Below are 12,564 nucleotides of genomic sequence, written 5' to 3'. Positions count from 1 at the left end.
ACGGGGCTTATAGCCCCGTTAATTCTACCTACGTAATCTTAGCGAGTACGTGGGCAGATTTCTTCTTCAGAGAAGAAGTAAGCAATTTCACGTGCTGCTGACTCAGGTGCGTCAGAACCGTGAACTGCGTTTTCGTCGATTGACGCAGCGTAGTCTGAACGAAGTGTACCTGCAGCTGCATCAGCTGGGTTAGTTGCGCCCATGATTTCACGGTTAGCTAGAACTGCGTTTTCGCCTTCTAGTACTTGAACCATAACAGGACCAGACGTCATGAAGTCTACAAGTGCGCCGAAGAAAGGACGCTCTTTGTGTTCTGCATAGAAGCCTTCTGCTTGCTCTTTGCTCATGTGGATCATCTTAGATGCCACGATGCGAAGACCTGCAGATTCGAAACGGTTGTAAATTGCACCGACTACGTTTTTAGCTACCGCATCAGGCTTGATAATCGAAAAAGTACGCTCAAGAGCCATGTTCTCTCTCCAAACAAATAGTGTGTGTATCTTTAAAATTTTGGCCGCGAATTATAGGCAATAAATAGCAGCTTGACCAGAGCCTTTATCAAATCAGATATAAAGTACTGTTTTTATGCGCAAATGTAGAGAAAGGTTAGCCTGTTGGCGATGACAATATGATGACAGCGTACAGATTATTTTGCACAGAACTAATTATCGAGGACTCACCTGCCCCACTGCCTTTACTATGAAACCCTAAAACGGCTTAAAGAAACCAACGCTTAAAAAGTTAAGCGTTGGCTTTTGCTAATTCTTGAATTTTACCCACGATGGCGCGTAAGCCATTACCGCGGGTTGGCGTTATATGACGCTCTAGGTCTAGTGCTTCAAAATATCCGTCGATATCAAACGTCAAAATATCTTTTGGCGTTTTGTCATTATAAGCGGCAAGTACTAACGCAAGCAGTCCTTGAACGATAACTGCATCGCTGTCTACGTCAAAGTTGATTTTATTGCCGTCGTAAGACTCCACCAGCCAAACGCTGCTCTGACATCCTTTGACCAAACGCTCAGGTGTTTTGGCATCTTCAGGCAAGCCCGGAATAGATTTCCCTAAATCAATGATGTACTGATAACGCTGTTCCCAATCGTCGAAGAACGCTAAATCATCAATAATTTCGTCACTGCTAGGTAGTTGCATTGCTATTTCCGCTTAATTTGTTTGAAAAATTGTGTGATTAAATTTCACTGCGTGAATGACTAGAAGAACAGACCCGCTTCAAGCTGTGCTTCTTCACTCATCATATCACGGGACCATGCAGGGTCGAATACAAGCTCTACGTTGACGTTTTTAACATGGGGAACCATGGCAACGCGGTATTCAACGTCGCCAACCAATACTGGGCCCATGCCACAGCCTGGTGCGGTCAGGGTCATATCAATATTGACGCTGCTAGTATCTTGATCAATTTCCACTTTGTAGATAAGACCAAGGGATACGAGATTGATAGGGATCTCAGGGTCAAAGATAGTTTCTAACGCGTCCCACACTTGCTGTTCGCTTATGTTTCCGTCTTCTGGCGCGTCAAAGCTCAGAGTCATCGCTTTTCGGCCAATAGCACCTGCATCAGTACCATCGATGCGGTACATGTTGCCACGCCACGTTACCGTATAGTTACCACCGAGCTCTTGGGTGATATTCACAAACTCGCCTTCAGGGATCACGGTAGGATTGCCCGCTGGAACTAAGCGCGCTTTACAGTCGCGCTCGGTGGTCACCATTTTTTGCTTCATAAACTACTTAGTACTCTTTGTTCTACCACTGTTGGCCTTTGACGTGGCGCTTAGCCTACGTTAAAGCTTTCACCGCATCCGCACTCATCAACCACGTTCGGGTTGTTGTATTTAATGACGCCGTTCACACCTTCTGTAACGTAATCAATTTCAGTATTACGCAGTAGGTCGGTGGCATCTGCAGCAACGGCTACGTTAAGTAGTGGCGAAATTTCAACAATTTCGTCATCGGCTTGCGCACTATCTGCGAAATCAAGCACGTAGGCGTAACCTGTACAGCCGCTTACTTTTGTCGATAAACGAATTAACTGACCAGGCTTGTCTTTAAGCTTACTTTCGAAATGCTTAACGGCACTGTCAGTTAGCGAAATGAGCTTTGTACTAGGTACGAAAGTTTCAACACTCATAATGCCTCCTTAGGCCAACATCATTTTTGCTTTTTTAAGCGCAGCAAATAGGCTGTCTACTTCTTCAAGCGTATTGTAAATTGAGAACGACGCACGGGCAGTACCCGGTATACCGAAGCGCTTCATTAGCGGCTGTGCACAGTTGTCACCGGTGCGGATCGCAACGCCTTGTCTATCGAGAATGAAGCCCACGTCCGCCGGGTGCGCACCTTCAAGTAGAAAGCTCAGCACGCCTACCTTATTAGGTGCCGTACCGATTATCCGCATACCGTCAAACGCTTCGGCCTGCTCTGTAGCATAGGCAAGCAGCTTTTGTTCATGTTCATGCAAAGCATTGACATCAAGAGCACTAAACCAATCTACTGCAGCGCCCATACCAATGGCACCTGCGATGTTTGGCGTACCGGCTTCTAATCGATTTGGCAATGCTCCCCATGTGGCTTCATGGTAGGTCACGTCTTTGATCATCTCGCCGCCTACCTGCCAAACAGGCCAGGTTTCTAGCACCTCTTTTTTGCCCCACAGACAGCCAATGCCTGTTGGACCGAATAGCTTGTGGCCTGAAAACGCGTAAAAATCACAGCCAATGTCTTGTACGTCAACACCGCCATGAGCAATACCCTGTGCGCCATCAACCAGCACCCATGCGCCTACCGCTTTCGCTTTTTCAGTAAGCAGTTTAATTGGGTTCACCGTACCTAGTGCATTCGATACGTGAGGAAACGCCACTAGCTTTGTGTTTTCAGACAGCAGTCTATCGAAAGCGTCTACGTCTAACTCTCCGCTGTCGAAAATAGGTACAACATTTAGCGTTGCACCAGAACGGCGACACGCTTGTTGCCAAGTAACCAAGTTTGCGTGGTGCTCAAGCTCAGTCACCATCACTTCGTCACCTTCGCTTAGTAGCTGTCCAAGACCATTGGCGACTATATTGATGGCTTCTGTGGTGCCCGACGTCCAAATAACTTCTTCACGCGCTTTCGCGTTAATGAACTTTGCAACGCTGGTACGTGCATTCTCGTAACGGCGCGTGGCTTCATCCGATAAATGGTGCGCACCGCGGTGCACGTTTGCATTCGTCCCCGTGTAAAAATCTACTAAGGCGTCGATAACGGCCTGAGGTTTTTGTGTTGTTGCCGCGTTATCTAGGTAGACCAGCGGCTTGCCGTCTACCGTTTTAGATAAAATAGGAAACTGGGCACGAAGTGCTGCAACGTCTAAGCTCATTTCACCTCCATTTGGGCGAAGCGCTCACTTAAAATTGGTGCTAGCCATTCACGGACTGCCGCATTAGGCACGTCATTTATAAGCTCTTGAATGAAGCCAAAGTTGAGCATTACAAGTGCCTTACTGCGAGAAACGCCGCGGGTAAGCATGTAATACAAGGCTTCTTCTTCAATTTCAGCAACCGTTGCACCGTGAGCACATTTTACGTCATCAGCATAAATTTCAAGCTCAGGCTTGGTGTTGATAACGCCACGGCGAGATAGCAACAAGTTGCGGTTATTAAGTTCAGCCAATGTCTTTTGCGCATCACGATGAATATGAATGCGACCATTGAACACGGCACGTGCTTTATCGCCTACAATCCCACGCGCGTTTTCTTCTGTCGTACCATTAGGCATGGCGTGCTCAATGGTAGAGTGAAGGTCAAATAACTCGCCTTCCGCGAGAAGATAAATGGCGTTCATTTTCGCATCGGCAAATTCGCCGGCGTGATGAATATCTACATCTAAACGGGAAAGCTCACTTCCATAGCCCACCATGGTGCTGTTAAGCGTAGTGCGGTTATGTAGCTTAAAGTGGCTACCACCTAATTGCTTAGCTTTGCCGGTAAACATAGCAAAACGATAGTGCTCTAGGTGTGCATCATCAGCCAAGTCATATTCAGCAAACGCTGTGGTTAAACTTTCAGTATCGCCAAAACCTTGCTCGATAACAGTAGCACTTGCGCCTTCAGCGACCTTCACCACCACACGCGTATGAGCATCAACATTTTGCGACGCCATGTTCACAATGCGCACTGGCGTGTCGATTTTCGCGCCTGCTTCAACATTAATAAATATACCGTGTTGGCACAGCGCATCGTTAACTAGGCCAAACATATGACGGGTAGGTTTAACCTGACCGTATACACTGCTGATCGCTTGCTGCGTGGCAGTATCATCATTATTAAGTGACGTGATGCTCATGCCAGCTGGCACATTTAGCGTGTTAACCTGCGTGACCAAGACACCGTCTACAAATACTAGGTCGATAGCATTTAGGTTATCGATAGCGGGTACCGGTAAACTGTCTGCCTGAACCGCTTGCTTAGCTTCACGCTTTTCAACGGGTGTTAGCGGCGTAAAACGCCAGCTTTCGTTTCTACGGGCTGGCCAACCATCAGCTTTTAACTTTTCTAAGGCCTGCTGACGCACGGGCGCTAAGTAATCGGAGATTTGCGCCGCATCAATGACCTGTTCTAGCCATTGACTCATGCTTCAGCCTCCTCGTACGCTTTACCTAGGAATGCGTATCCGCTCTTCTCAACTTCTAGCGCTAGTGACGCGTCACCGCTTTTCACAATTTTGCCGTCGGCAAGAATGTGAACAAAGTCAGGCTTGATGTAGTCTAGAAGACGCTGGTAGTGGGTAACAACGATGAAGCTACGCTCACCGTCGCGCTGGCTATTAACACCATCGGCAACAACCTGAAGTGCATCAACGTCAAGGCCTGAGTCTGATTCATCTAGAATACAAAGCTTTGGCTCTAGCAAAATCATTTGCATGATTTCGTTACGCTTCTTCTCACCACCAGAGAAACCTTCGTTTACACCGCGCTTCAAGAAATCCAATGGAAGCTGTACCTGCTTGCACGCTTCTTTTGCTTTCTTTAAAAACTCAGCAGCTGTTAATGGCGCTTCGCCGCGCTGTTCGCGCATAGCGTTAACTGACTCTTTCATGAATTCCATATTGCTTACGCCAGGAATTTCAACTGGGTATTGGAACGCAAGGAAAAGGCCTTCACGGGCACGCTCTTCTACTTCAAGCTCTAATAGGTCTTTACCGTTAAGCGTGGCTTCGCCTTCGCTTACTTCGTAGCCGTCACGACCAGATAGGACGTAGCCTAGTGTACTTTTACCGGCTCCGTTGGGGCCCATGATAGCGTGTACTTCACCAGGTTTAACTTCAAGGTTAAGACCTTTTATGATGTTTTTCTCTTCCACGCTGGCATGTAAATTCTTGATACTAAGCATTGATTACCCCACTGAACCTTCAAGACTAATTTCGAGCAGCTTGCCGGCTTCTACGGCAAATTCCATTGGCAGCTCTTTGAATACTTCTTTACAGAAACCGTTAACAATCATAGAAACGGCCTTTTCTGTGTCTAAGCCACGTTGCTGACACAGGAATAATTGTTCGTCGCTCACCTTCGATGTTGTTGCTTCGTGCTCAACAATGGCTGAAGGGTTACGGCTTTCGATATACGGGAATGTGTGCGCGCCACATTTGTCACCGATAAGTAGCGAGTCACACTCGGTGAAGTTACGTGCTCCGTCGGCGCGAGGGCCCATTTGAACCAGCCCGCGATAGGCATTGTTACTGTTACCCGCTGAAATACCTTTAGAGATGATGGTCGACTTGGTGTTTTTACCAACGTGGATCATCTTAGTACCGGTATCAGCCTGCTGGCGACCGCGCGTTAGCGCTACTGAATAGAATTCACCTACACTGTTGTCGCCTTTAAGTACACAGCTTGGGTACTTCCACGTAACCGCAGAGCCGGTTTCAACCTGCGTCCACGAGATTTTCGCATTGGTATGCGCTACACCACGTTTTGTCACGAAGTTGTAGATACCGCCTTTACCGTTCTCGTCACCTGGGTACCAGTTCTGTACCGTTGAGTATTTAATCTGCGCATCATCCATTGCCACTAGTTCAACCACTGCCGCATGCAGCTGGTTTTCATCTCGCTGTGGTGCAGTACAACCTTCAAGGTAGCTTACGTAGCTGCCTTCATCAGCAACAATCAAGGTACGCTCGAACTGACCGGTGTTCATTTCGTTAATACGAAAATAAGTAGAAAGCTCCATTGGGCAACGTGTGCCTTTTGGAATATAGACAAATGAACCGTCAGTAAATACAGCGCTGTTAAGCGCAGCAAAATAGTTATCTGTGCGCGGCACTACCGAACCAATGTATTTCTTTACAAGGTCTGGGTACTTCTGTACTGCCTCAGAAATTGGGCAAAAGATCACTCCCGCTTCTTCAAGCTTATCGCGGAACGTAGTTACAACCGATACCGAGTCGAATACCGCATCTACCGCGACGCCTGCCAGCATTTCCTGCTCGTGTAGAGGAATGCCCAGCTTTTCATAGGTGCGAAGTAGCTCAGGGTCAACTTCATCTAGCGACTTAGGTTTATCTTTCATACTCTTTGGTGCCGAGTAATAAGAAATGGCCTGATAATCGATTTTCGGATAGTCGACATGCGCCCAATCAGGCTCTTCCATTTCTAGCCATGCATGATAAGACTTCAAACGCCATTCAAGCATCCATTCAGGCTCGTTTTTCATTGCTGATATGCGGCGGATAACCGACTCGTCCAGGCCGCTTTCAAACGTTTCCGATTCGATTTCTGAATAGAAACCCGCATCGTACTTTCTTTCTAACGCCTGTTCGATCTGTTCACTCATGTTGGGATCTCACTTGTTTGCCTGCATTTGCTGCCACTAACCTTTCTATTTAACTGGCAAATAAATCACCCCACGGTCTTGGTAATTTATATCGACTTTCAACTTCAACAACGTCATTTATTTGGGTTTACGCCCAAAAGAGTTGCCAAAACTGCCAGTTACATTGCGGACAGCCTAAAATTTTGGTGCCGTAGTATATAATACCCGACTATTTCACTCAAATATTCAGCCATTAATTTATGGCCACTTACGCGTTTTAAACGCTGCTTAAAGGTCAATTTCCTTCAAACGCGCATTAATTTTCTTCCACATTCACTAAAATAAAAAAGAATGCGCTAACACTAACTACGCTTTGCCTACTACAAAAAACCGCGCTCAACGACGGTATAGGCGTTTATGCTGAAACCGCTTGGCGTAGTCTTGTGGTTACATCCACTACTTTTTGTATTACGTAATCGATGTCTTCTTGGGTCGTAAAACGCCCCACGCTGAATCTAATTCCTGCATGCGCCAATTCGTTGCTTCGGCCAATCGCTTTCAGCACATACGAGGGCTCTAGACTCGCTGATGTACACGCCGACCCTGAAGATACAGCAATATCATTTAAACCCATCATCAAGCTTTCACCGTCTACACCCGCAAAGCTCACATTTAAAATACCCGGGATACGCTGTGTTGCGTGCCCATTTAAATAGATATCGTCGAGCTGTTGAAGGCCCTGCCACAGCGATTCACGCAGCGCTAATATGCGCGCACTATCCTCTTCTATTTTTGAAGAAGCTAGCGCGATGGCTTCACCCATTCCAACAATTTGGTGGGTGGCTAATGTACCCGACCGCATGCCGCGCTCGTGGCCCCCGCCATGAATTTGTGCCACCAGATTAATTTTGGGACGGCGACGCACATATAGTGCCCCCATACCTTTCGGGCCGTATATCTTGTGCGCCGATATAGACAGCAAATCTATAGGAAGCTCGCCTAAATCAATGGCAATTTTGCCCACACTTTGCGCACCATCCACATGAAAAAGAATGCCTTTGTCACGACAAAGCTGGCCAATAGCTTGAATGTCTTGGATAACACCAAGTTCATTGTTCACATGCATCACCGACACCAAAATAGTGTCGTCGCGCAACGCGTTTTTGAGATCATTTAAATCAATTAAACCGTTTGGCAATACTTCAAGATAGGTAACCTCAAAGCCTTGGCTTTGTAAGAACTCACAGGTATCCAACACCGCTTTATGTTCGGTGTTAACGGTAATGATATGTTTGCGTTTATTGGCATAACCTTGGGCGACGCCTTTTATAGCAAGATTGTTCGATTCAGTGGCCCCCGAAGTAAAAACAATTTCTCTAGGGTCGCAATTAAGCGCGTCGCTGATTTGATTTCTAGCAACATCAACCGCTTCTTCTGCCATCCAGCCGAAGCGATAGCTACGAGAAGCTGGGTTACCAAAGTTGCCATCCAGCGTTAGGCATTTTGCCATTGCCTCGGCCACATTCGGGTCTACCGGTGTTGTTGCTGCGTAATCTAAATAAATGGGTGTTGATAAAGCCATGCGTTACTCAATACCAATTTAAAGTTGAATACTAACTTCGATATCTTTGGTGATATGACGAAGTGATGCATTACCGTCTTGACGGTCGGCTACCTCTTGCACATCACGCTTTGCCATTAACTCGCCCAACGTAATTGAATTCAAAAACGCCGCAATGCGATCACTTAGGTCTTGCCACAAGCTGTGCGTTAGGCAGCGATCGCCGCCTTGACAGTCTGCTTGTCCTTGGCAACGTGTCGCATCAATGGACTCGTCGACGGCGCGAATGACTTCGCCTATCGCAATTTTGCTTGCTTCACGGCCTAACAAATAGCCGCCGCCAGGCCCGCGAACACTGTCTACTAATTGCTCTTTACGCAATCGAGAAAAAAGCTGTTCAAGGTAAGATAAAGAAATTTCTTGTCGTTCTGAAATGTCGGCAAGAGGCACTGGACCACGCTTTGAATGCAAAGCGACATCAAGCATTGCGGTAACCGCATAGCGCCCTTTCGAAGTGAGTTTCATTGGATTCTCCCGCCGTTTTATAGTGCGGGAATTTTCACATACCCGACTAAAATGGTCAAGTATAAGACCTAGTAAAATAGTCAGGTATTATTGATTCGAGTAATCGCTTTTGTACATCAAGGCTTTCGTTTCATTTTAGCCCGATCCAAATAAGCACTAATAGACGCTAGTAGGTGCCAAATTTGCGTGGTTACTTCTACGCTAAATGCTAAGAAATCGTTTATTCTGCAAATGAATGATAACGTCGACCATAAACGCTATTTGTTTGCATTTAAGTGAATATGAGCAAGAATACTGTCTGCTATCCGATGTGATTGAACGGTATCAATTTGATGGCGCAACCCACGCAACACTTGATGTTTAGCACCTGATATAGCTCTGGCTGTTGCAACACCGCCACTGGGATGCACCATGTGATCAACATCTCCGTGAATCACTAATGTTGGAGCTTTGACATTTTGAAGCATTGGCGTTCGGTCCCCGGATTTCATAATAGCACCGATTTGCCGGAACATCGCTTTTGCATCACTTTTGCCACCATTGCGCTGCCATGCCAAACGCGCGTACTGATGCCATTGGTTTACGGCTCCGTTTGCAGCTACATCGCCAATATGCGTCATCATTGCCTGATAGTTTTTTACTGCGTCTTTTTCGTTCATTGGCGCTTTAGCTCTTGCCATTCGCCATAGCGTTGAATAAGAGGGTTGCCCTACGCGGCGATTCCCTGTCGTCGAGAAAATAGACGTCATAGATATCACTTTTTCAGGATGCAGACTTGCAAGAGTCTGTGCAATCATCCCTCCCATAGACATTCCTGCGATATGTGCGCTTGATATATTTAGCGCCTCTAACAACTGTGCAGTATCTTCAGCCATCCGTTCAAGTCCATATGCACCTTTCGGCGACCTTCCTCTTAACTGCTGTAATAGGCTGGGATGCGGTGTGCCGCTGCGTACTGACCTTCCTGCATCACGATTGTCAAAGCAAATAACGCGAAATCCACTAGCAACTAAACGCTCAATAAGCGCGTTTGGCCAATAAACCAACTGAAGACCTAAACCCACAATAAGTACAATGGTGTCGGTATTTCCGACACCATGTTCGGCATAGCAAAACCTATCACCGCTTTTAAGCATTACGTATTGCTCATGATGCTGGGCTAAACTCATTTAAAGCTCTCGTGATTTAATAAAAGTAAGTGTGCGTCTATTAAAATTTCTATTCAAACTTAAGCGCTGGATCGTCTACACGGCCTTTCCGAAAAATTTTCACGTCTTGTGCATAATTGAACGACATAGACCAAGGAAACTGCATGCCTTGACGTGGCAACTGTTCTAAAGAGCGTTGGATGTAGCCAGCGCCAAAGTTTAGCAACGGTTGTGTTTCCATATTTGGGTCTGCTATAGGTGTACACTGTGTAAAGCCGTGCTCTTCCATATGATTGAGCAATCGCGTGAAATGCTCACATAGAAGGCCAATTTTTAGTGTCCACGATGAAGCTGTATAGCCCACCGCAATAGCAAAATTAGGCACGCCACTGAGTAACATACCTTTATACGTAACACATTCTGGAAGCGAAATAGCTTCACCATCAATTTTTGGCACTATCCCTCCTAAAGGCAGAAGGTTTAATCCAGTGGCTGTTACTATAATATCTGCTTCAATATGCTGGCCCGAATCAAGTTTAATGCCCGTTTCAGTAAACGTATCTATAGTATCTGTTGCAACCGACGCCTTACCTTTCGAAATCGACTCGAATAAATCTCCACCCGGAACTGCACACAGTCGCTGCTCCCAAGGATTGTAAGGTGGGTTAAAGTGTATATCTACTGGATACCCTTCGGGTAACATTTTTGCATTAAGACTGCGTATTATTTTGCGCGCACGATGCGGAAAGCGCTGACAAAATGCGTACACCCAACGCTGTTTCGCTATGTTAAACCAACGCGCAGCTTTAAACGCTGTATCCTCGCTAAACCACGCGCGTAAATGTTTTGCGATTGGGTCATCTACGGGAACAGGCAATACGTAGGATGGCGTTCTTTGCAGCATAGTCACGTGCGATGCGCTTTTCGCTAGTGCGGGAACCAGCGTTACCGCCGTTGCACCGCTTCCGATTACCACGACGCGTTTGTTTTCGTATTCCAGATCTTCAGGCCAATGCTGTGGATGTACAATCTGGCCGTTAAATTGTGATTGCCCTTTGAAATGTGGTGCATAACCTTTATCGTATCGATAATAACCCGAAGCGTTAAATATCCATCTGGCGGCAATGTGCTCATGCTGCCCACTCTCTTCTGACTTTAACGTAACCCGCCAATAGTGTTTATCGCTTTGCCAATCTATATCTACCACACGAGTTAAAAAACGTATGTGCTCTTTAATACCATTTTCAGCCGCGGTTTCTTCTACGTAAGCCTTTATTGAACGACCATCAGCAATGGCCTTTTTCTCTTTCCAAGGTTTGAATTCGTAGCCAAAGGTGAATAAATCAGAATCTGAGCGTATTCCCGGGTATTTGAATAAATCCCATGTGCCGCCCAAATCACTGCGGGCTTCTATAATAGAATATGAAAGGTCAGGACATTTTTTTTGAATGTGGTAGGCGCAGCCGATACCCGAAATTCCGGCTCCAACAATTAGTACGTCGAGTAATGGCGCTGTTTCTTGCATAACGTCCCTGAAAAGTGATGATCAACCTTTCATCTCAATGTATGTTGGAGTTATGCATGAGTCAATGTGATTGTTAATGTTTTGTAAAAACAAGCTTTTGTGAATTTTTACTATATAAGGGTGAAGGTTCTCGGCCTTAGCACCCGAAAATAGTATGCGGAATTAGAGTTAAATAGCGGGGTCGAAAGAAGAATGAGCCTTCTCTCGCTCTTGGGTTTCCGTTAGGTCGAAACCCGTTTCTGCGAAATCTTCAGCGCTAATATTGTGTAAATTATCGGTACACACATCGCCACCTAGTGACTGAATGACCTTGCACATCTCTTCCACTTTGGTGTCCATTTGGTGCATGTGCTCTAGCATTATGCCCATCGCATTGGCCACAGGATCAGGGTTATCTGGCGCGACAGCATAGGCATCAAAACCATATTTCTGGGCAATTTTATCTCGCTCGGGATTTACCGACGCATTCATCTCTTTTTGCTTCGAGATAATGATACGACCGGGGATCCCCACCGCCGTAGCGCCATCAGGAATATCTTTTACGACCACAGAGTTAGACCCTACTTTAGCGTTTTCACCTATAATAATAGGCCCCAACACTTTGGCGCCAGCGCCGACAACTGCACCATTTTTAAGGGTTGGGTGGCGCTTACCTGCTCTCCAGCTAGTGCCTCCAAGAGTAACGCCGTGGTAAAGGGTGACATCATCGCCAATTTCTGCAGTTTCACCAATGACCACACCCATACCGTGATCGATAAATACCCGTCGTCCTAACGTGGCACCAGGATGAATTTCAATCCCCGTAAGCCAACGGCTAAAGGTTGATAAACTGCGTGCCGACCATTTCCATTCAGCCTTCCATAGTTTGTGACTGATGCGATGTAGCCACACTGCATGAAGGCCAGGATAGTTAGTTAGCACTTCAAAGGTGTCTCTGGCCGCTGGGTCGCGATGAAAAACACCTTGAATATCATCTTTTATACGGGCGAACATAGT

The 12,564-nt window shown here is 46.4% G+C and carries 13 protein-coding genes; all 13 read right to left on the bottom strand.

The window, feature by feature from the left end; translation table 11 throughout:
* Positions 1-38: 38 nt before the first annotated feature.
* Complete coding sequence (gene ndk / locus ACFI6L_RS14610; protein ID WP_049588021.1) at positions 39-470, bottom strand: nucleoside-diphosphate kinase; 432 nt, start codon at positions 468-470, stop codon at positions 39-41.
* Positions 471-741: 271 nt separating this feature from the next.
* Positions 742-1,152 carry a SufE family protein gene (locus ACFI6L_RS14605; RefSeq protein WP_049588020.1) on the bottom strand — a complete coding sequence of 137 codons (411 nt, stop codon included), beginning with the start codon at positions 1,150-1,152 and terminating at the stop codon, positions 742-744.
* A gap of 59 nt (positions 1,153-1,211) precedes the next feature.
* The gene (gene sufT, locus ACFI6L_RS14600; RefSeq protein WP_014977033.1) at positions 1,212-1,745 is read right to left on the bottom strand and encodes a putative Fe-S cluster assembly protein SufT; all 534 of its coding nucleotides are present in this window, start codon (positions 1,743-1,745) and stop codon (positions 1,212-1,214) included.
* A gap of 50 nt (positions 1,746-1,795) precedes the next feature.
* The gene (locus ACFI6L_RS14595) at positions 1,796-2,152 is read right to left on the bottom strand and encodes a HesB/IscA family protein (protein WP_014950172.1); all 357 of its coding nucleotides are present in this window, start codon (positions 2,150-2,152) and stop codon (positions 1,796-1,798) included.
* A 9-nt stretch (positions 2,153-2,161) separates the two neighbouring features.
* Complete coding sequence (locus ACFI6L_RS14590) at positions 2,162-3,379, bottom strand: aminotransferase class V-fold PLP-dependent enzyme (RefSeq protein ID WP_039231541.1); 1,218 nt, start codon at positions 3,377-3,379, stop codon at positions 2,162-2,164.
* Complete coding sequence (gene sufD, locus ACFI6L_RS14585) at positions 3,376-4,632, bottom strand: Fe-S cluster assembly protein SufD (protein ID WP_039228366.1); 1,257 nt, start codon at positions 4,630-4,632, stop codon at positions 3,376-3,378. The genes ACFI6L_RS14590 and sufD overlap by 4 nt, the downstream gene beginning before the upstream one ends.
* Positions 4,629-5,390, bottom strand: coding sequence for a Fe-S cluster assembly ATPase SufC (sufC, locus tag ACFI6L_RS14580; protein ID WP_014979831.1), 762 nt, complete (start codon positions 5,388-5,390; stop codon positions 4,629-4,631). Before sufC ends, sufD begins: the two co-directional genes overlap by 4 nt.
* Before the next feature lie 3 nt (positions 5,391-5,393).
* Positions 5,394-6,830, bottom strand: a complete 1,437-nt coding sequence (gene sufB, locus ACFI6L_RS14575; protein WP_014950176.1) for a Fe-S cluster assembly protein SufB — start codon at positions 6,828-6,830, stop codon at positions 5,394-5,396.
* A gap of 394 nt (positions 6,831-7,224) precedes the next feature.
* Complete coding sequence (locus ACFI6L_RS14570) at positions 7,225-8,391, bottom strand: IscS subfamily cysteine desulfurase (RefSeq protein WP_061486181.1); 1,167 nt, start codon at positions 8,389-8,391, stop codon at positions 7,225-7,227.
* Positions 8,392-8,409: 18 nt separating this feature from the next.
* Positions 8,410-8,895 carry a Fe-S cluster assembly transcriptional regulator IscR gene (iscR, locus tag ACFI6L_RS14565; RefSeq protein WP_014950178.1) on the bottom strand — a complete coding sequence of 162 codons (486 nt, stop codon included), beginning with the start codon at positions 8,893-8,895 and terminating at the stop codon, positions 8,410-8,412.
* 257 nt (positions 8,896-9,152) lie between these two features.
* A complete protein-coding gene (locus ACFI6L_RS14560) occupies positions 9,153-10,064 on the bottom strand; it encodes an alpha/beta fold hydrolase (RefSeq protein ID WP_061486183.1) in 912 nt (303 codons plus the stop codon).
* Between the two features lie 49 nt (positions 10,065-10,113).
* The gene (locus ACFI6L_RS14555) at positions 10,114-11,568 is read right to left on the bottom strand and encodes a flavin-containing monooxygenase (RefSeq protein WP_462574277.1); all 1,455 of its coding nucleotides are present in this window, start codon (positions 11,566-11,568) and stop codon (positions 10,114-10,116) included.
* Between the two features lie 168 nt (positions 11,569-11,736).
* Positions 11,737-12,561, bottom strand: coding sequence for a serine O-acetyltransferase (gene cysE, locus ACFI6L_RS14550; protein ID WP_462574276.1), 825 nt, complete (start codon positions 12,559-12,561; stop codon positions 11,737-11,739).
* Positions 12,562-12,564 lie beyond the last annotated feature (3 nt).

The sequence above is a fragment of the Alteromonas sp. G4i35 genome (genome assembly GCF_054960375.1).
This window is presented reverse-complemented; position numbering and strand designations above follow the sequence as displayed.

Excerpts from the sequence above, each read along its gene's own strand:
- ndk (WP_049588021.1), bottom strand. The coding sequence starts at position 470 with ATGGCTCTTGAGCGTACTTTTTCGATTATCAAGCCTGATGCGGTAGCT.
- ACFI6L_RS14605 (WP_049588020.1), bottom strand. The coding sequence starts at position 1,152 with ATGCAACTACCTAGCAGTGACGAAATTATTGATGATTTAGCGTTCTTC.
- sufT (WP_014977033.1), bottom strand. The coding sequence starts at position 1,745 with ATGAAGCAAAAAATGGTGACCACCGAGCGCGACTGTAAAGCGCGCTTA.
- ACFI6L_RS14595 (WP_014950172.1), bottom strand. The coding sequence starts at position 2,152 with ATGAGTGTTGAAACTTTCGTACCTAGTACAAAGCTCATTTCGCTAACT.
- ACFI6L_RS14590 (WP_039231541.1), bottom strand. The coding sequence starts at position 3,379 with ATGAGCTTAGACGTTGCAGCACTTCGTGCCCAGTTTCCTATTTTATCT.
- sufD (WP_039228366.1), bottom strand. The coding sequence starts at position 4,632 with ATGAGTCAATGGCTAGAACAGGTCATTGATGCGGCGCAAATCTCCGAT.
- sufC (WP_014979831.1), bottom strand. The coding sequence starts at position 5,390 with ATGCTTAGTATCAAGAATTTACATGCCAGCGTGGAAGAGAAAAACATC.
- sufB (WP_014950176.1), bottom strand. The coding sequence starts at position 6,830 with ATGAGTGAACAGATCGAACAGGCGTTAGAAAGAAAGTACGATGCGGGT.
- ACFI6L_RS14570 (WP_061486181.1), bottom strand. The coding sequence starts at position 8,391 with ATGGCTTTATCAACACCCATTTATTTAGATTACGCAGCAACAACACCG.
- iscR (WP_014950178.1), bottom strand. The coding sequence starts at position 8,895 with ATGAAACTCACTTCGAAAGGGCGCTATGCGGTTACCGCAATGCTTGAT.
- ACFI6L_RS14560 (WP_061486183.1), bottom strand. The coding sequence starts at position 10,064 with ATGAGTTTAGCCCAGCATCATGAGCAATACGTAATGCTTAAAAGCGGT.
- ACFI6L_RS14555 (WP_462574277.1), bottom strand. The coding sequence starts at position 11,568 with ATGCAAGAAACAGCGCCATTACTCGACGTACTAATTGTTGGAGCCGGA.
- cysE (WP_462574276.1), bottom strand. The coding sequence starts at position 12,561 with ATGTTCGCCCGTATAAAAGATGATATTCAAGGTGTTTTTCATCGCGAC.